At 46.8% G+C, this 18,516-nt stretch carries 16 protein-coding genes; 9 read left to right on the forward strand and 7 right to left on the reverse strand.

From position 1 onward, the window contains the following. Both CIK04_RS00770 and CIK04_RS00775 read right to left on the reverse strand, forming a co-directional pair. Nucleotides 1-247, reverse strand: a 247-nt coding sequence (locus tag CIK04_RS00770; protein WP_176463262.1) for a transposase, incomplete at its 3' end; no start/stop codon positions are given. A 127-nt stretch (nucleotides 248-374) separates the two neighbouring features. Next, nucleotides 375-2,195 carry a hybrid-cluster NAD(P)-dependent oxidoreductase gene (locus CIK04_RS00775; RefSeq protein WP_097353414.1) on the reverse strand — a complete coding sequence of 607 codons (1,821 nt, stop codon included), beginning with the start codon at nucleotides 2,193-2,195 and terminating at the stop codon, nucleotides 375-377. Nucleotides 2,196-2,463: 268 nt separating this feature from the next. Between CIK04_RS00775 and pyrC the strand changes: the two genes are divergently transcribed. Next, nucleotides 2,464-3,492, forward strand: a complete 1,029-nt coding sequence (pyrC, locus tag CIK04_RS00780) for a dihydroorotase (RefSeq protein WP_026131041.1) — start codon at nucleotides 2,464-2,466, stop codon at nucleotides 3,490-3,492. Nucleotides 3,493-3,622: 130 nt separating this feature from the next. Beyond that, a complete protein-coding gene (locus CIK04_RS00785; RefSeq protein WP_039538486.1) occupies nucleotides 3,623-4,786 on the forward strand; it encodes a GGDEF domain-containing protein in 1,164 nt (387 codons plus the stop codon). Here the strand turns inward: CIK04_RS00785 and CIK04_RS00790 are convergent. Beyond that, a complete protein-coding gene (locus tag CIK04_RS00790) occupies nucleotides 4,783-5,697 on the reverse strand; it encodes a DUF808 domain-containing protein (protein WP_017422413.1) in 915 nt (304 codons plus the stop codon). The genes CIK04_RS00785 and CIK04_RS00790 overlap by 4 nt on opposite strands. Nucleotides 5,698-5,869: 172 nt before the next feature. Here CIK04_RS00790 and CIK04_RS00795 point away from each other — a divergent pair, with 172 nt between their 5' ends. Continuing rightward, nucleotides 5,870-6,787 (forward strand): M14 family metallocarboxypeptidase, encoded by a 918-nt coding sequence (locus CIK04_RS00795; protein ID WP_097353415.1) that lies wholly within the window; start codon nucleotides 5,870-5,872, stop codon nucleotides 6,785-6,787. Here CIK04_RS00795 and CIK04_RS00800 read toward each other — a convergent pair. Further along, complete coding sequence (locus CIK04_RS00800; protein WP_026050763.1) at nucleotides 6,782-7,570, reverse strand: helix-turn-helix domain-containing protein; 789 nt, start codon at nucleotides 7,568-7,570, stop codon at nucleotides 6,782-6,784. The two genes, CIK04_RS00795 and CIK04_RS00800, sit on opposite strands and share 6 nt — an antisense overlap. A gap of 99 nt (nucleotides 7,571-7,669) precedes the next feature. On the opposite strand from CIK04_RS00800, the gene CIK04_RS00805 reads away from it, so the two are divergent. From CIK04_RS00805 to CIK04_RS00815, 3 genes are all read left to right on the forward strand, one after another. Beyond that, nucleotides 7,670-8,578 carry a DMT family transporter gene (locus CIK04_RS00805; protein ID WP_039450173.1) on the forward strand — a complete coding sequence of 303 codons (909 nt, stop codon included), beginning with the start codon at nucleotides 7,670-7,672 and terminating at the stop codon, nucleotides 8,576-8,578. A 113-nt stretch (nucleotides 8,579-8,691) separates the two neighbouring features. Beyond that, nucleotides 8,692-9,177, forward strand: a complete 486-nt coding sequence (locus CIK04_RS00810; RefSeq protein WP_011082435.1) for an acyl-CoA thioesterase — start codon at nucleotides 8,692-8,694, stop codon at nucleotides 9,175-9,177. A 140-nt stretch (nucleotides 9,178-9,317) separates the two neighbouring features. Then, nucleotides 9,318-9,563 (forward strand): hypothetical protein, encoded by a 246-nt coding sequence (locus CIK04_RS00815; RefSeq protein ID WP_011082434.1) that lies wholly within the window; start codon nucleotides 9,318-9,320, stop codon nucleotides 9,561-9,563. Nucleotides 9,564-9,929: 366 nt separating this feature from the next. On the opposite strand, the gene malG is transcribed toward CIK04_RS00815, so the two are convergent. The 3 genes from malG to malE form a co-directional block, all read right to left on the reverse strand. Beyond that, entirely contained in the window at nucleotides 9,930-10,820 is an 891-nt protein-coding gene (gene malG / locus CIK04_RS00820) for a maltose ABC transporter permease MalG (protein ID WP_017422408.1), read from the reverse strand. A gap of 18 nt (nucleotides 10,821-10,838) precedes the next feature. Beyond that, nucleotides 10,839-12,410 carry a maltose ABC transporter permease MalF gene (malF, locus tag CIK04_RS00825; RefSeq protein ID WP_045590311.1) on the reverse strand — a complete coding sequence of 524 codons (1,572 nt, stop codon included), beginning with the start codon at nucleotides 12,408-12,410 and terminating at the stop codon, nucleotides 10,839-10,841. A 74-nt stretch (nucleotides 12,411-12,484) separates the two neighbouring features. Then, a complete protein-coding gene (malE, locus tag CIK04_RS00830; RefSeq protein WP_017422406.1) occupies nucleotides 12,485-13,666 on the reverse strand; it encodes a maltose/maltodextrin ABC transporter substrate-binding protein MalE in 1,182 nt (393 codons plus the stop codon). 669 nt (nucleotides 13,667-14,335) lie between these two features. On the opposite strand from malE, the gene malK reads away from it, so the two are divergent. The 3 genes from malK to CIK04_RS00850 all read left to right on the forward strand — a co-directional run bounded on the left by malK (nucleotide 14,336) and on the right by CIK04_RS00850 (nucleotide 18,515). Further along, nucleotides 14,336-15,451: a maltose/maltodextrin ABC transporter ATP-binding protein MalK gene (malK, locus tag CIK04_RS00840; protein ID WP_011082430.1), complete on the forward strand. Its 1,116-nt coding sequence runs from the start codon at nucleotides 14,336-14,338 to the stop codon at nucleotides 15,449-15,451. Nucleotides 15,452-15,865: 414 nt separating this feature from the next. Next, nucleotides 15,866-17,266 carry an undecaprenyl-phosphate glucose phosphotransferase gene (locus tag CIK04_RS00845; protein ID WP_017422404.1) on the forward strand — a complete coding sequence of 467 codons (1,401 nt, stop codon included), beginning with the start codon at nucleotides 15,866-15,868 and terminating at the stop codon, nucleotides 17,264-17,266. 34 nt (nucleotides 17,267-17,300) lie between these two features. Next, on the forward strand, nucleotides 17,301-18,515 hold the full coding sequence (locus tag CIK04_RS00850; protein WP_097353416.1) for an outer membrane beta-barrel protein: 1,215 nt from the start codon (nucleotides 17,301-17,303) through the stop codon (nucleotides 18,513-18,515). The last annotated feature ends 1 nt before the right edge of the window (nucleotide 18,516 follow it).

Below are 18,516 nucleotides of genomic sequence, written 5' to 3' on the forward strand. Positions count from 1 at the left end.
TTTCTTTAACGAGCTGACGCTCACTTTTTATACCAAAGATATAACCAAGCAAGATGATTTTGAAGAGACGAACAGGGTCAACWGGTGGACGCCCATTATCTTTACAATAAAGATGAGCRACTTCATCACGAATGAATTCRAAGTCGATAGCATTATCGATTTTGCGCACTAAATGGTCTTTAGGAACTAACTGTTCCATCGTCACCATTTCCAGTTCGTATTGTTGCGGAGTCGGTTCTTGAAGCATATCGGAGTGTCCATATTTCGATACCCCTATTAGATCAAAGGTCTAGCTCGAAAGCTAGACCTTTGTCAGCAGTCTGACCTCGCTTTAAGCGAGGTCATTGTTTATGACTTACTTAATCTAAGCGTCGCTACAGAGATTGAAAACGAACATCCGTTAGAGGCACGCAACAACATGCTAGCGCTTTGCCCTCGCGTTTTTCTTGCTCAGTCAACGCAGGAACATCAGGCTGATGCACTTGCCCACTGATGACGTTCACCTTACACGCCCCACAAAAACCGGCTCGACAGCTATGCGCGATCGTCAAACCATTATTTTCAACGTGTTCCAGTAAGGTTTGCTGATTATCAGCCGTAAACGTCTCACCATTAAATTCCAGCTCAACCGTTTTGCGCTCACTGTTAGGCGACGTCGAGACACCAAACGCTTCTTGATGATAATGGCTTTCAGGCAGCCCTTTTTTCAGCAGTAGATTCTTCGCTTTTTGCATAAAGCCATCGGGGCCGCAGACAAAAACCTGACGAGATTCCACCGCCTTGATCTGTTTAAGATGCGATAAACTCAAGCGCCCTTTGAGACCAAACCAATCGTTCGGTGCTTGAGTGAGCGAGATTTTAACCGTGAGCCCAGGATAGCGTGATTTCAGCGCATCAAGCTCCTCTTTACAGGGGATATCTTCAACGGAGCGACATTGGTGATAGAACACCACATCCTCAACAAGATCATGATCCGCAAGATAGCGTAGCATCGACAACATTGGCGTTACGCCGCTACCCGCGGAGAGCAGCAACAAAGGTTGATGTTTGTCCTCTTGAATATGGAACTGCCCTTGTGGGGATTGTGCAAACAGCTCATCGCCTACCTCAAGATGATCAATCAGCCAATTTGACACTCGTCCACCGTCAATACGTTTGACGGAAATGGCGTACCTTCCTGGCCGAGAAGGGCTCGACGATAAGGTATAACGACGTGAGACGGTATCACCATCAACGGTGATTTCTACTGGCAAATGCTGCCCTGGCAAATACGCAGGTAGCTGCCCGTGTTCTGGTTCGAGCCAAAACGTGACGAAATCCCGTGCAATGGTCTCTTTTTCGACGCAGGTAAGGCGAATGTCGTGACAAGCACTGTCCGGATAGACTTCTTTCTCTTTCACTTCCAACACCTCAACCCGGTCTCCCACTTGGATCATCCCTTCGTTCAGTGCCACTAAATTTTGTCCGAAAAAGACGCCACCTTGTTCATTGGCGCGAAACGTCAATAGGGTGTTCAGTGGTTCTTTATTGGCGCGAAACTGCCCTTTCTCTACATCGACCGTGGTGAGAATACAGCGCTCACAGGGCTTCACCGCTTCAAATATCACCTCACCAATGCGAATTTTTTTCCATCCATCTTCGGCAAATGCTTCGCAGTTGCTCACCACTAGGTTGGTGCGAAACTGATCCATCGAATGCGTTTCCGGGCTGCGTCGATTGAGTTCTTTTAGTGACGCATCGCTAATGACTAACAGTGGGTAACCATCCGCAAAACTGACATTGTGTCCGAGCTTCTCACGGACTCGATTCGATTGCTCCCCAGAGAACAGCAACTCAACGCGGATCCCCAGAATATCGCTAAACCAATCGTCCGCTTCATCGGTGGTGGTGTAAGCGGTGAAATTGTCTTTCCACACTTGCGCCGGTGTTTCTTGTCGCTTGAAGTCTTGATACTTCAGCATCAGAGCAGGTTTGTCTGGGTACGTAAAAACAATCCCATCAGCAACCAAAGCGGAGCGTATCGTCACCATTTGAGGATATTTACGCGCAGTGACCATGTCACCTAGCGCGGTCGCGACCATAAATCGGCGATCGAAAGCAAGCCCTTGTTTTTCTACCCAAGCAGACGTTAAAGCGATTCCTCCAACGGATTTCACTGGATAAACATTAATCTGTTGTAATGTGGCTGACGACATGAACGCTTCCTTGATGATTATTATTAGTGATTTGCCATGATAGTCGTTTGAAAGCACAGAGAAAACCTGAACCTCACTATTCTCACCATTTCTCAGATAGCAACAAAACTGAGCCTTTAAGAGCAAAAATACAGCGCCTCGAGAGCGAAGCGGAAAAAGCAAGTGAAATAGACAGCACTTTCCTATATCATCCTGTCGCCTAAACGGAAGCGTTTGCTTTCTCTTGTTTAGGCTCCTTTTGGATTCTTTTTCTATGGTGGGAGCAACAATGACAACACTTACTATTACTCGTCCTGATGATTGGCACGTACACTTGCGCGATGGCGAAGTTTTGGCAGATACCGTTCGCGATATCAGCCGTTACAATGGCCGCGCACTCATCATGCCAAACACTGTCCCACCCGTCACCACGACTGAAATGGCACTTGCCTACCGCGATCGCATTCAAGCACATAACCAAACGGAACAATTTTCTCCGCTTATGTCACTGTATTTGACTGACAACACCACAGCGGATGAAGTACGCAAAGCCAAGGCCAGTGGTGCTGTAGTCGCAGCAAAACTGTACCCAGCTGGTGCAACAACTAACTCCGACTCTGGCGTGACGGATGTGAAGAAAATTTATCCTGTCCTTCAAGCCATGCAAGAAGTGGGCATGTTGTTGCTGGTACACGGAGAAGTGACCACGCACGATGTGGACATCTTTGATCGCGAGAAAACCTTTTTAGACAATGTTTTGGCGCCGATTGTTCAAGACTTCCCTGATTTGAAAATTGTCCTCGAACACATCACCACCTCAGATGCGGTTGTGTTTGTGAAAAATGCCAATGAAAACGTTGCAGCAACCATTACCGCTCATCACCTGCTGTACAACCGCAATCACATGTTAGTGGGCGGCATCAAGCCCCACTTCTACTGCTTGCCAATTCTTAAGCGCAACACCCACCAGCTTGCGTTGATCTCTGCTGCAACGAGTGGCAACAAGAAGTTCTTTTTGGGTACGGACTCTGCGCCACACGCCAAAGGCGCAAAAGAATCCGCTTGTGGTTGCGCGGGCTCTTACACGGCTCACGCCGCTGTGGAACTGTATGCAGAAGTGTTTGAGCAAGCGGGCAAGTTGGAAAATCTCGAAGCGTTTGCCAGCCATAACGGCCCAGATTTTTACGGCTTGCCTCGCAACCAAGACACGATCACGTTGGTAAAAGACGCATGGCCTGTTCCTGCTTCAATGCCATTTGGTGGTGATATTGTGGTGCCAATTCGCGCTGGTGAAAGCATGGAGTGGAAGGTTAAGTAACCCTAAATCGCCTTGTTGTGAAAGCAAATAACAAAATGCCGCTGAAAACAGCGGCATTTTTTCTAAGTTTTGCCATTCGTCATCTAAGCTAAATGGAGACTTATGATAGTTAATTGATAAATGGCCGCTTATGGAATTAGACCTGGACATTAAAACCTTGTCTATTGTCACGGTACTGATCTGTGTCGCATACGGATTCGGTATCTTGATGCTGCAATCGATCCAGAAAAATGTTCATGGCCTGGTAACCTTAGCCGCTGCGGTTTTCGCTATTGCCATCGGTTTTTTTACCTTGAGTTTTGGTAACAGTACCTCACTTTGGTTATCTAAGGTATTCGCCAATAGCACTATTTGCTTAGGGTTTACCCTGATTGTCTATAGCTTACAGCGCTTTCGTTCCGCTCCTCCGCTCGCCTCACACATTGCCTTTTTCTTTCTGCCAGTATTAGTTGTCTCACTGGTCTACTTTTCTCAGATAACCGTTTCCACCAATGTACGGATCATCGCGGTAAGTCTGTATATCGCACTTTGCTGCTTACTCTCCGCTTACGTCGTCCGGCAAGGAAGTGCTCAAGACAACCCCTTAGCCATTGGGCTGCTAGTCGCGGCCTTTGTGACGTTGGCACTCTGGATGCTGTTTCGAACCTATGTGACTTACATGAGCTCACAGATCGTGGATTTTATGTTTGCCAGTAGCGTTCATCAGCTCTCTTTCCTCGCCCTTATCGGGTTGATCCTGACGCTGGGCTTCACCTTCCCTTGGATGATCAATGCGCGGCTGATTACCAATATCTACCAAACCTCTCTCAGAGACACCTTAACCAATATTTACAACCGCAGAGCAATGGAGGAGATGATTCCCAGAGAACTCTCTCGAGCAAGCCGCTTAGGCGCTGAGCTATCCATCATTATTCTCGACCTTGATCACTTCAAGCGCATCAATGACCAATATGGTCACCAAGTGGGAGACCAAACTCTTTCTGGCATTGGCCAGCTACTCACGAGTCAGTTGCGCAAACAAGATATATCGTTTCGTATTGGCGGCGAAGAGTTTCTCGTGGTGCTTCCTGACACACCGATTGACAGTGCGGTTTTGGTTGCCGAGAAACTCCGGCAGAAAATTGCTGAAACGCGGTTTGCGCCGAAACAAAGAGAGACATGGACGGCGAGCTTTGGTGTGGCGCAGTTGATCCCCGGAGACGACTGGGATGCGCTAATGAAAAGAGCAGACGCGGCCTTGTATCTCGCGAAACACAAAGGCCGCAATCGAGTCTGTGAAGTCTCCGATGTTTAATGGGTGGCTTGCGAAGAACGCAGTTTTGCTACTAAGCTCCACACAGCAACAACCAGTAACCCAGCGAGCAATCCGACTAACCCATTTAGTAAGGTAGGAACGATAGCGCTGACAAATGAGAGGTCCGATAAATTCATGATGATAGGTTCAATCCAATGATGAACCGCAGGGACGTTGTGCACAACAATGCCGCCGCCCACCAAAAACATCGCCGCAGTACCGACGACCGTTAGTACTTTCATCAGTTTTGGCGCAAATCGAATCAGAGCTTGGCCCATGCTATTGAGTGCACCTTTGCCTTGCGATTTTCTCTCGAGATAGAAACCAAGGTCATCCAACTTAACAATGCCAGCCACCAAACCATACACACCAATGGTCATGACCAACGCAATCAAACTCACAACCAACACTTGTGTCATGGTGCTCTGCCCCTGCACAGTGCCTAACGCAATGACGATGATTTCTGCTGACAAAATGAAATCAGTACGAATGGCGCCTGCAATCTTTTGTTTCTCGTATTGCTCAATGTCCTCTATTGCTGGCTCTGCACTGCTGCTTTCGGTTTGATGAGAAGAGTGAAACAACTTTTCCAGTACCTTCTCCGCGCCTTCAAAGCACAGGAACAGACCACCCAATAGCAACAAAGGCATGATGAGCCAAGGAATAAAGGCACTGATAAGCAGCGCTGCCGGAACCAAAATGCATTTATTTTTGAACGACCCTTTCGCAACTGCCCAAACGACTGGAATTTCTCTTTCTGCCGCCACACCCGACACTTGTTGAGCATTTAGCGCCAGGTCATCCCCTAATACACCTGCGGTTTTCTTTGCGGCGACTTTCGACATCACCGCGACATCATCTAACACCGTTGCAATATCATCCAAAAGCGTTAATAGACTTGCTCCAGCCATAATTGATTTCTCATAGATAAATTCGAATTGTTTCAAAATGTAACAGCGCTCTTCAGTGTCGCCAAGTGAATATTGTGCAAAAAATTGAGTAAGCCTCGTATTGCGGTTGTATCTCAAGGGAACTCGATCTAACCTTGCGTACATCGACCGCTCAGCCTCAATAGGGAACTCAATGAAAACGCATTCAACATATCCAATTGGCATTGCAGGACAAAAATGGGGAGATGAGGAACGCCTCGCATGGCAACAGCAAACCAACATAAAGCGTGAATATCAGCTTGAAGTTGTCCCTAAGATTCTTGCTTTGGCCGAAGAGTTTGAGCTTGAACAGTACGGCGCCCTCTCCTACGATCCTGCCCGCTATCCGCTTTACTGCTTAAAAACCAAAGCTTGGGATGAGAATAAACCAACCGTATTGATCACAGGTGGCGTGCACGGTTACGAAACCAGTGGTGTGCATGGCGCTCTTAAGTTTATGGCGACCGAAGCCACCCGATACGAACCTTACTTCAACTTGGTTTGTACACCTTGTATCAGTCCTTGGGGTTACGAAACCATCAATCGCTGGAACCCAAATGCGGTTGATCCTAACCGTTCGTTTTACGCACAGAGCCCCGCCGAAGAGTCAGCAAACCTGATGCGCTTAGTCGCCACTCTAGGCCCGATTTTGGTTCATTTTGATCTGCACGAAACCACAGACACCGATGAGAGCGAGTTCCGCCCTGCACTCGCTGCTCGTGATGGCATCGACTATATCGAAGGGATGATCCCAGACGGCTTTTACACCGTTGCGGATACTGAAAATCCTCAGCCAGAGTTCCAAGCTGCGGTGATTGAATCGGTATCGCGTGTCACGCATATCGCCCCTGCCGATGAGAATGGTGAAATCATCGGTTCTCCGGTCATTCAACACGGCGTCATTCACTACCCAATGGTGCAGCTAGGTTTATGTGGTGGCGTGGCTCGTTGCCAATTTGGCACCACGACAGAGGTGTACCCAGACAGCCCGAAAGTGACCGCACAAGAGTGTGATGATGCACAAGTTGCCGCAATCATGGGTGGTCTCGACTACGTGATCACCCAGTTATAACAGGCGGTTTTTATATTGCTCCGGGGTTTGCCCGGAGTATTTTTTAAACATGCTGATAAAAGGACTGGCTTGGTTATAGCCGAGCGTCAATGCCACTTCCTTCACCGTCTGCCCCTTGCGCAATAACTCCATCGAGTACAGATAACGTACGCGTAAACGCCACTCAGTAAAGCTCATCCCAAGTTCACTCTGACAGTGTCTGGCTAATGTTCGCTCCGTGGTATGCACTTTTTCTGCCCATTCTGACAAGCTCGTCGTATCCGTTGGATTCTCTTCTACATGAGCCAAAATAGGCGCTAAGTACTTGTGATCGGATGACGGTAGAAAATGGTGTTGGGTTTCTTTGGTTGCCAGTTGATCGAGCAGAACTTGCACCAATCGCTTATCCGACTCTTCGGTCGCCACGTTAATATCGCGCAGACGAAAATCATCGATAATGGCCGACACGATCGGGGTAACCTGAATCAGACACGTTTTGGCGGGAAATTTATCCGTCAGCTGTTTAGCAATATTGAGTGAACAATACTCCAATGGTCGTCGATTGAAACTGCGGTGCATAATACCGGGCGGCACCCAAATCGCCAGGTGAGGCGGAGCTAAAAAGCGGGTTCCTTGCGCTTCCATTTCTAAGATTCCACCACTGATCAATTGAACCTGACCCCAAGTGTGGCTGTGTTCCCGTGTTTCTGTATTCGAGAGAAATTCTTCGAAATTCATAAACACATCAGATGGTGGAGTATCGATTGATAACGAGGGATGAAGATGTCGAGGGGACTTTTTCAAACTTGTCTTCCTATCACGCGCAATGTCTTTTAAGAGATACTTGTAATTATAACGACCTGACAAACTATCTGACAACTGTCATTCTGCGAGTAAGTTCTCATGGTTTATCTGCTTCCACTTTTTACTGTTCTTATTTGGGGCGGCAACTCCATTGTTAATAAGTTGGCAGCATCGGCTATTGAGCCGAGTGCGATGAGTTTTTATCGTTGGTTTGTGGCCATGGCGATTCTCACCCCATTTTGCCTACCTCATGTGATCCGCCAATGGCAGCAGATAAAACCCTATCTCAGCAAACTCGCTTTTTTGGCAACGTTAGGCATGGTGTTAAACCAATCTTTAGGTTACTACGCAGGCTTAACCACCAGCGCGTCGAACATGTCGCTGATCACCTCATTGGTCCCTTTGATCAGCGTCTTTCTCAGTGTGCCTCTTTTAGGCAAACGAGTGTCTGCTCTTAGCCTTATCGGCGGCGCCATTTCACTGTTTGGCTTAGCCTACATGCTTGGCCAAGGTGATGTGGCCTTCTTTATTGAACAACCCGTCACACAAGGGGATGGACTGATGGTGCTTGCCGCGATTGTCTATGCCGCCTACTGCGTGTTATTGAAACGCTGGAAAATGCCGTTTTCCAATTGGACGCTGATTTACATGCAAGGTCTGTTTGCCGTTGCGATGCTGACACCATTATGGCTGACCAGCGAGCAGTTGCTACCTAGTGCAGAAGCTCTGCCTTTGATCTTTTATGCGGGCGTTGCGGCCTCCATTCTTGCACCTTGGATGTGGGTCAAAGCCATCGACAGCATTGGCGCAGAATCAAGCGCAATGTTCATGAATTTGCTTCCGGTCGTCGCAGTGGCTTTAGCGACCAGTATGCTGGGAGAGCAGGTACACCTTTACCACTTTGTTGGTGGGTTATTGGTGATCTTCGGTGTGATTCTTTCACAACTGAAACCTCGCAAAAAAGCAGCCATGGTTCAGTCGGAAGTCACCTCCGCCACCATTTCATAATTCGTTGTCATGCGTAACAAGCGCGCCTTGGCGTCTATACGCTAAACTCATTGCTAACAAGTAACATTTTTGTTATCAAATAAACACAATAATGACATGTTAAGGATTGGCATATGAGTCGTGGTCAACGCAATATTACTCTGCGCTTTCTCGCAGAACCTGGGGATGTGAATTTTGGTGGAAAGGTCCATGGCGGCGCTGTAATGAAGTGGATCGACTTAGCCGCCTATGCCTGCTCTGCTGCTTGGAGTGGCAAGTACTGTATTACAGCCTACGCGGGTGGCATTCGTTTCGTCGCACCGATACATGTGGGTAACTTGGTTGAAGTCAGCGCCAAGGTGATTTACACAGGGACAACCTCGATGCACATTGCCATTGATGTGCAAGCCAGCGATCCCAAAGATCTCAAAAACCGACTCACCACACATTGCATTGTTATCATGGTCGCTGTTGATGAAAATGGCCAACCCACACCCATTCAGAAATGGATTCCTGAAACCGACGAAGATAAAGCACTCGAGCAATCTGCGATTCGCTTGATGAACATGCGTAAAGAAATCGGTGAAGAGATGGAAGCGCACGTTAAATACCTCAAATAGTTCACCCTACCATCGAGCGTGTGACCTAAGCTAAGGGCTCACGCTCGTCTGTTTCGACATCATTCCAACATCAAAACGTCATAAAAGCGTCATTTTGGTTTGTTTTAATCGCTCAACGAAACTGAGCATGAGACAACACATTGAAACTAAGGGAAACCACATTAAGTGAAAGCACACTGGCGAATCTCAAGTCGGTCGAATATCAGTGGGTGCGCACCATGTATGTGGAAGGATACGCCAGTGACGAAATCAATCACTATATCCAGGCCTGTTTTGGTGGAGACGTGACGTTTGCCGATCTTTTCCGTCGAGTCGCTCTGCAACAAGAAAGCTTGTACACCCTCCTTCAGTACCTTGGCTGCGCACCTTCGAGTAAAGAGTTTTGAGCTAGATCAGAACCTTATCCGACCTGTTTAGCATTCTACAACTATTTCTGTGAACTGATACGCATCAGATCTCATCTCAACTATGCGACTAAAGTAGGAATGGTTACTCTGCTTGCGTCCTTTGTACATACTATCAAGACAAAAACATCAGATACAAAAAAGCCTGAGGACAAACTCAGGCAATTGGTTACAAACACTGTTAGTGATAATCGTAAGGAACAAAGCTAACAGCCAGCTATGCGTAACGCCATGATACTTTCTATTACTAGATCGGCGGCCAAACCAAATGGGTAATAAAAAGTAATAAAACGAGCGACCTGATACGGTCGCTCTTATTCTTATCCTTAAGTTAATCGCAAGAAGGGATTAACCTTTAACACCACCGGCAGTCAAACCACCTACTAACCAGCGTTGTGCAAGTAAGAATACGATGGTAATTGGCAACGCTGAAAGCACCGCCGCTGCTGCAAAGTCACCCCACAGATAGTTTTGAGGGTAGAGATACTGCTGCATACCAACCGCTAATGTATAAGAGTTTACATCAGAAAGTAGCAAAGATGCCACAGGAACTTCGCCTACTACACCGATAAACGACAGAATAAAGACCACTGCAAGAATCGGCACAGACAAAGGTAGAAGTACTAAGCGGAATGCCTGCCATGGCGTAGCGCCATCCAACGCTGCAGCTTCTTCTAACGAATTATCGATGGTCTCAAAGTAACCCTTAATCGTCCAAACATGCAGTGCGATACCGCCAAGGTAAGAGAAGATCAAACCACCGTGCGTATTCAAACCAAGGAACGGAATATACTGGCCAAGTTTGTCAAACAAAGCATAAAGGGCCACTAGCGCCAATACTGCCGGGAACATTTGGAAAATCATCATCGCTTTTAGGATAGTCTCCTTACCTTTAAAGCGTAGACGAGCAAATGCGTAAGCCGACGTCGTTGAAAGCGCAACAATCAGAATCGATGTAATACCTGCGACTTTTACCGAGTTCCATAACCAAGTGAGAACTGGGAATGGCGGTGGCGTAACAGAGCCATCTGCATTGGTGACTGAGAAACCAAGAGCCAGCTTCCAGTGCTCCAATGACGGGTTATCTGGAATTAAGCTACCTGTCGCGAAGTTACCCTCGCGGAACGAGATTGCCACAATCATCAACAAAGGGAAGATGATCATCGATAAGAAGGTCCACAACGCAATATGGGTTGCCCATACGCGGTATTTAAGTGATTTACCTTGTACCATTGCCATGTTGTATGCTCCTTACCTTTAGTTCTGAGACAGCTTAGTGAAACGCAGGTTAAGTAGAGCCAGCGCGCCAACCAGTAGGAAAATCAGTGTTGCGATAGCACTTGCCAAACCGAAGTCTTGGCCGCCGCCGCCTTCAAACGCGATGCGGTAGGTGTAGCTCACCAACAAGTCGGTGTAACCCGCAGGCTCTGAAGTACCAATCATGTTTGGACCACCTTGCGTCAACAACTGGATCATGACGAAGTTGTTGAAGTTAAATGCAAAGCTTGCAATGAGCAGTGGAGTCAACGGCTTAATCATCAGCGGCAACGTCACACGAGTGAAGTTTTGCACGAAATTGGCGCCATCAATCGCCGAGGCTTCGTACAAGTCTTCTGGAATCGCTTTCAATAGACCCATACAAAGGATCATCATGTAAGGGAAGCCAAGCCAAGTGTTCACAATCAGCACCATGCTTTTCGCCATGATGGGATCAGAGAACCAACTCGGGCTAATGCCAAACAGCGCATTTAGCACCATGTTGATCTCACCAAAGCTTTGGTTAAACAGACCTTTAAAGATCAAGATTGAGATAAACGCAGGAACCGCATAAGGCAAAATCAGCAATACACGATAAATAGCACGGCCTTTTAGTTCTTCCCATTGCACGACACTCGCCAGCACCAAGCCAATCATGAGTGTGAGCACTACGGTGAGAATTGAGAAAACCACTGTCCAGATAAAGATGCTGATGAATGGCTCTTTGATGCCGTCATCTTTCCAAACACGTTCAAAGTTATCGGTGCCAATTTGCACCACAAAACCTGGAGAGACGGTGTTGCCAACAAAGTTGCCTGCTTCATCCATCGCTTGGTAAAAACCCACGTCCATATTCGGCTTGAGCAGTTCGCCAGTCTGATTGTTCTTCAGCGTTTCACCATCCGCTTGCATGGTGTAAAGCGGCACCACACCAGCAAACTTGCGTAAGCCACTCATGCGGATGTCATCACCATTAGCAAAGTGCAAATCGATGCTGCTCAGTGCAGTACGGTTGCTAACAATAGTCTTAATCGGCTCTTCTGTGCCTGTCACCGCATCCACTGGAGAAAGGTCTAGATCGCTGATGGCGCTACCAAGAACAAACTCAGGTGTCGACAGTAGGACGTCGCCATCTTTAATGACAATACGGTGACCAGACTCGGTTTTATACAGCGTAAACGGATAGCTTTCACCACTTTGGAAAGTACGGTCCAAAAGCACGCTTTGTGCACGATCGAGAGAAAGCTGGTTTTTAGCGCTGTAGTTGGTAAACGCAAGACCAACGGTGTATGCCAAAGGGAAGAGGATGAACAAAATCATCCCGGCAATACCCGGATAAATGTAGCGATGAGCGTAAGTTTTTTTACTACCAAACACATACAACGCCAATGCGGTAAGAATCACGGTCAACATTGCAAAAGCAACCTCACCGCGAGAATACATTAGAATCGTTGCATAACCATTAATAAGACCGACCGTGCCAAGAAGCGCCCATTTAATAAACACTTTTTTGCTGCCCGGCAGGCTGGCTGCTGGAGCTGTCATAGCATCTGTACCTTGAACTGACTGCATAGGGAACCTGCTAGCGATATATATAAAAAAGAAAGAAAAGTAAGGAGGAGTTACCCCCTCCTTAAAAAGTTACATTATTTTGTCATTTGTTTTTCTGCGTCAGCCAGAGCAGCATCCACAGTTTGACGACCATCCACTACGTTAACGATCGCGTTTTTCGCCGCACCCCAGAATGCATTCATTTGTGGGATATTTGGCATGATTTCGCCGTTCATTGCGTTGTCCATCGTCGCCGCAATACGAGCATCTGCATCAAGCTCACGTTGGAACGAGTTCAGTGCAACAGCGCCTAGCGGCTTATCGTTGTTCACCATACGTAGGCCATCATTTGTCAGTAGGTAGTTCTCAATGAACTCTACCGCTAGGTCTTTGTTTGGTGATGCCGTTGAGATGCCCGCAGTAAGAACGCCAACGAAAGGCTTAGAAGATTGACCATTGAACTTAGGCAGTGTAGTCACACCGTAGTTGATACCAGACTTCTCAATGTTGCCCCACGCCCAAGGACCGTTGATGGTCATCGCCGTCTTGCCTTGGTTAAATGCAGATTCAGATACTGAGTAATCCATGTCTGGAGAGATGATGCCTTTCTCAACCAGCGATTTAACGAAGTTCATTGCGTCTTTCACGCCATCTTTCGCGATGCCTGCGTCCTTAACGTCGTAACCTTCAGAAGTGTATTTGAACGCGTAACCACCATCAGCTGCCATTAGTGGCCATGTGAAGTACGGTTCTTTTAGGTTCCACATGATGGCAGATTTGCCTTCTTTCTTCAGTTTCGCGTTTAGCGCTTCCACTTCTTCCCAGCTCTTTGGTGGGTTTGGAACGATATCTTTATTGTAGATAAGAGATAGAGACTCTACCGCGATTGGGTAGCCGATGATCTTGCCATCGTACTTCACTGCGTCCCATGCGAAATCCACAATGCCTTCTTGAACTTGTTTAGAAGGTTTGATTTCAGCCAACAGACCCGCTTCTGCGTAACCACCGAAACGGTCGTGCGCCCAGAATACGATATCAGGACCGTCACCCGTTGCTGCCGTTTGTGGGAATTTATCTTGCAGCGCATCTGGGTGAGCAACCGTCACTTTAATACCTGTGTCTGCTTCAAACTTTTTGCCTACTTCTGCTAGACCATTGTAACCTTTGTCACCGTTGATCCAGATAGTCAGTTGTCCTTCTTCAATGGCAGCGTGTGCACCGAAAGAACCCAGTGCAACAAGAGTACCTAGTGCGACAGCGCTTAGAGCATTTTTCATGTTCGTATCCTTTTTATATTTTGATGTAGGGCTACTCCACAGAGGATGAGCCGTATTTCGACGTATATCATCTGAAAAAACCTGCTCTGTCTCATCCTCCTATCCTCTACGCCCCAGATATTATGGCGTATTTTCGTGATCTACATCGTTAGAGGTAAGAGAGCAAAATCACAAAAACGGCACTCGATGCGACCGAATTCACATTTAATGACGCGATTATTGTGATATTTGCCCACTCTGGGGGAAGAGGCGTAGAACCCCCTCCTCCTTTTCTACTCCCCCTACAATTAATTGCCGTAGGAGGATGTAGGCAAGTGCTATATCGAAGAAACTGCACCCATCCAAGAGTGGATGGTAAGAACCCTTTCCCAGCAGGCCAACTTGGTCACTGTTTTTGCTGGTTTTCATTGCCATACGAGTGGAATGTCATTAGTTGAGATGTTAGTGGTAGTTTGTTATTCACGGGGGAGACATCTTGATGAATGTGGGGGAGAAAACTCGTATTTGGCTATGGTGGGTGGCACTTTAATATAGGAACTCCATTTTTAAAGTGCCGCCCTGTTTTCTTACTGTTGCTTAACTTACCGATTCCTACTGTTACTGTCCGGCTCCATAATTCATATAATGATGGACAGTGAATTATAAAAAAATTGATCGAGGACGAGCTAAATGGCGAGTGTCACGTTAAAAAATGTTTGTAAAGCGTATGGCGACGTATTGATTTCTAAAAACGTTGATCTTGAGATCAACGAAGGCGAATTCGTAGTATTTGTCGGTCCATCGGGTTGTGGTAAATCGACATTGCTTCGTTGTATTGCAGGGTTAGAAGACATCACCTCTGGCGATCTTTACATCGGTGAAGAGCGTATGAATGATGTAGAGCCATCGAAACGTGGCGTAGGCATGGTTTTCCAGTCTTATGCACTTTATCCGCACCTAAATCTCTATGACAACATGTCATTCGGCCTTAAGTTAGCGAAAGCAGACAAAAAAGAGATCGACAAACGCGTAGAGCAAGCCGCTGAAATCCTACAACTTGGCCACCTACTCGAGCGTCTGCCAAAAGCCCTTTCGGGTGGTCAGCGTCAACGCGTGGCAATTGGTCGTACCCTTGTTTCACAGCCAAAAGTGTTCCTACTCGACGAACCCTTGTCTAACCTAGACGCAGCTCTACGCGTTCAAATGCGTGCCCAGATTACCAAACTGCAACGTCAACTTGGCTGTACCATGATTTACGTTACGCACGACCAAGTCGAAGCAATGACCATGGCTGACAAAATCGTGGTACTCGATGGCGGTTTTGTCTCTCAAGTTGGTAAACCCCTAGAGCTGTACCATTACCCTGAAAATCGTTTTGTTGCTGGCTTCATTGGTTCGCCAAAAATGAACTTTATGAGTGTGCAAATCGTGGATGTAGAGAGCGAACGCGTTCAAGTTAAGCTATCAAACGGCGTGACTTTCTGGGTCCCTGTGGATGGAACAACCGTCAACAAAGGTGATCGCATGTCTCTGGGAGTACGTCCAGAGCACCTAGTCTCCTCTGCACAAGGCGACGCAGTGATCGATGGTGAAGTGATGATCGTCGAGAAGCTGGGTAATGAAACGCAAGTCTACCTCAACCTAGAGAGTGCCGATGCGGATGTAATCTACCGCCAACCAGATACGTTGGACGTGGATTCTGGCGATCGCTTAGAAATTGGTATCCCAGCTCATCGCTGCCACCTATTCCACAGCGATGGCCGTGCGTGTAAGCGCCTATTTAATGAAAAAGGCGTAGAGCGTTAATACTATTTTAATCTTCATGTCTTTAAAGGCCTCTTCCTAGATAAGAGGCTTTTTTGTTTTTTATGCTATACCGACATTTCTTTGTATTTCTGACACTTTCTACTGATTATTCTCCGCTAGCATCTTGCACTATAGTTTTTCTCATTCCGCAATAACTAACACTTTTCTCGTTTTCTCGATTTTAGGTATTAGATTTTTATGATTTAGGTCTATTAACCGAAGGTCGAAATTTCATTCTTAATTCCACTAACCAAACTCACTCAAATTCTTACACTTCCTTGCAACTGTTGTTGATATTTCGCGAGTCAAATTGCGTCATCTCAAACAACAGACACCATCACATTGAACTGTTAGCACGACATTGAGAAACGACACTCAAGGGCGGTAGCGTGCCAAATTTGACGGAATGACATTATGAATAACAAAGGATTGATTCGCTCACATGAGACTGAATTTTCTTTTCTGTATCGCTTGGCAGATCTAACGATCATCATCGGCTTTATGGCCTTGCTGACACTTTATCATTTGGCTGCCATTCCAAAAGACTACCTGATGTTAGCAATCGTCTCAGGGCTCATCTTTATTCTCTTTGCCGAAAGCGCGCAGCTGTATCGCTCATGGCGTACCAGTTCGATTCGACAACAGCTCACCCTGGCCTGCGCTGCGTGGCTAGCAACAAGTTTGCTGCAAATTGCCATTCACTTCTTCACCAAAACTCTGGATACCTACAACGAAGATATTGTAACCCCTTGGTTACTTATTACACCGATTCTACTCATGTGCTGGAGGATACTTTTTCGCTCGACTTTATCTTACCTCCGTCGCTTGGGACTAAACACACGTACCGCTATCATTGTTGGCCAAACACCGCATGGCATCACCTTGGCCAATGAACTAAAAAATCACACTGAACACGGCGTGATCTTTCAAGGTTTCTATGATGAAAGAACCGTCGAGCGAGACGAGAGCAATGCAGACTATCCGATCAAAGGCAATGTTGCAGACGCATTGAGCAAAGCGAAAAATGGCGAAGTCGATTACGTCTATATTGCGATGCCAATGCACGCTAACGAACGTATCGCCAAGTTTCTACACCAGTTTTCAGACACCACAGCAAACACCTATCTCATTCCTGATTTCTTTACTTACAATCTGCTTCACTCTCGTTGGGATCAGATCGGGCAAGTCCAAACTCTCAGCGTCTTTGACACTCCGTTTGCCGGTTTTTCATCATGGCTTAAGCGTTTTGAAGATATCGTTTTTTCCAGCCTAATACTGCTGTTAATTTCACCAATTCTCATTGCAATCGCCATTGGTATCAAGTGCACATCTCGCGGTCCCGTGATTTTTAAGCAAGATCGATATGGTCTAGATGGACGCAAAATTCGCGTATGGAAATTTCGTTCCATGACGACCATGGAGCAAGGCTCTGACGTAAAACAAGCAACAAAAAATGACCCTCGGATTACGCCATTTGGCGGTTTTCTGCGCCGTACGTCACTCGATGAGCTGCCCCAGTTCATTAACGTACTTCAAGGAACCATGTCCATTGTTGGCCCTCGTCCTCATGCGGTTTCGCACAACGAAGAGTATCGCCAGATCGTTGATCGCTACATGCTTCGCCATAAGGTAAAACCAGGCATCACAGGATGGGCGCAAATCAACGGTTATCGTGGCGAAACCGACACCCTAGACAAAATGGAAAAGCGCGTTGAGTTCGACTTGGACTACATCCATCGTTGGTCAATTTGGATGGACATCAAAATCATCTTTCTCACCGTGTTTAAAGGCTTTACTGGTTCTAATGCTTACTAAGCCATACAGCCAGTACTTAGTAAAAGGAATGACGATGAAACGCTATACCGGATTTGCCTTAGGTTTGTTACCCGTTTGGGTGGGTGCGGTCGAGCCACTTGCGTTTACGACCGAATCCGGCATTGAGTTTATCCCGACACTTCATACTTACTATCGATTTGATGACAATATCGCCAAGCAAGAAGCTGAATCCTCTCATGTCTCCACGATAGGTGTAAAACCCGCCCTATTGGCAAGGATTGACCGAAATCAGTACAAAGCGGATTTTATTTATGTTGCAGATTTTGGCCGTTCTTCAGATGAGCAGAATGACTACTTAGACCACAAGTTTCAAACAACCAATTATTTTACTTTTAATCATCGTAATCGTTTGGTTTTGGATTACCAGTTCCGCTTGGGTCACGAAACGCGTGGAGAAGGTCTAACCGAAGGTGAACAAATATCCTTAGCACTTCCAGAGCTCATCACATTTCAATCGAATCAGTTGAAAAGTAACTATGTGTTTGGTGCTATTGGTTCGCAAGGAAGGCTAGAGTTTGGCCTTAACTATTTAGACAAAACGTTTACCAAATATGAAAACGGCACCAGCACTCTGACAGCAACCAAATACAGCGACTTTAGAACCCCGTCTCTCCATGGTGAGTTCTACTATCGTCTGCGCCCTGAAACGTATTGGTTAGTCGGCTCCCAACTTCACCTCACTGAGTATTTACATGAACGAGAATCCGTTGCCTCACGCGATGGAACCAGTACTTTTGTTTATACCGGTGTCAGTTGGGAAATAACCGGTAAAACCAAAGGCACCGCCAAGCTCGGCTATCAGCTCAAGGAGTTTGATGACAAGCAACGCGCTACATTCGAAGGACTCAGTTGGGATATTGGCCTCAGTTGGCAACCTCAAGAGCATACGACCTGGACTTTGTTAACCACGCAAGCCGCGGTCAATCCAGAACAAGACGGTGACTACAACCTACAAACTCGCTACTCACTTCAGCTTGACCAAGCATGGAACAGTTATTTCGTCACGTCCCTAAAAGGACTCTATCAACAAGACGATTACACTGGCTCCTACCAAAGTGGCGTACTACGAGAGGAAGAGCGCTTTCAGCTTAGCGCAGAAGCCCAATACCAATTCCGGCGCTGGGCGAGAATTGACGCGGCTTGGCAGTACCAAGACAAAACATCCAACTGGTCTGGATACAGCTTTGATCAACACATTTGGACAGTGACCGCTAGGCTGTCGTTATAAG

It is taken from the genome of Vibrio sp. 03_296 (assembly GCF_002265885.1).

What these genes read in the sequence shown, in the direction of transcription:
- CIK04_RS00775 (WP_097353414.1), bottom strand. Translation starts at nt 2,195, where the DNA reads ATGTCGTCAGCCACATTACAACAGATTAATGTTTATCCAGTGAAATCC.
- pyrC (WP_026131041.1), top strand. Translation starts at nt 2,464, where the DNA reads ATGACAACACTTACTATTACTCGTCCTGATGATTGGCACGTACACTTG.
- CIK04_RS00785 (WP_039538486.1), top strand. Translation starts at nt 3,623, where the DNA reads ATGGAATTAGACCTGGACATTAAAACCTTGTCTATTGTCACGGTACTG.
- CIK04_RS00790 (WP_017422413.1), bottom strand. Translation starts at nt 5,697, where the DNA reads ATGGCTGGAGCAAGTCTATTAACGCTTTTGGATGATATTGCAACGGTG.
- CIK04_RS00795 (WP_097353415.1), top strand. Translation starts at nt 5,870, where the DNA reads ATGAAAACGCATTCAACATATCCAATTGGCATTGCAGGACAAAAATGG.
- CIK04_RS00805 (WP_039450173.1), top strand. Translation starts at nt 7,670, where the DNA reads ATGGTTTATCTGCTTCCACTTTTTACTGTTCTTATTTGGGGCGGCAAC.
- CIK04_RS00810 (WP_011082435.1), top strand. Translation starts at nt 8,692, where the DNA reads ATGAGTCGTGGTCAACGCAATATTACTCTGCGCTTTCTCGCAGAACCT.
- malG (WP_017422408.1), bottom strand. Translation starts at nt 10,820, where the DNA reads ATGGCAATGGTACAAGGTAAATCACTTAAATACCGCGTATGGGCAACC.
- malF (WP_045590311.1), bottom strand. Translation starts at nt 12,410, where the DNA reads ATGCAGTCAGTTCAAGGTACAGATGCTATGACAGCTCCAGCAGCCAGC.
- malE (WP_017422406.1), bottom strand. Translation starts at nt 13,666, where the DNA reads ATGAAAAATGCTCTAAGCGCTGTCGCACTAGGTACTCTTGTTGCACTG.
- malK (WP_011082430.1), top strand. Translation starts at nt 14,336, where the DNA reads ATGGCGAGTGTCACGTTAAAAAATGTTTGTAAAGCGTATGGCGACGTA.
- CIK04_RS00845 (WP_017422404.1), top strand. Translation starts at nt 15,866, where the DNA reads ATGAATAACAAAGGATTGATTCGCTCACATGAGACTGAATTTTCTTTT.
- CIK04_RS00850 (WP_097353416.1), top strand. Translation starts at nt 17,301, where the DNA reads ATGAAACGCTATACCGGATTTGCCTTAGGTTTGTTACCCGTTTGGGTG.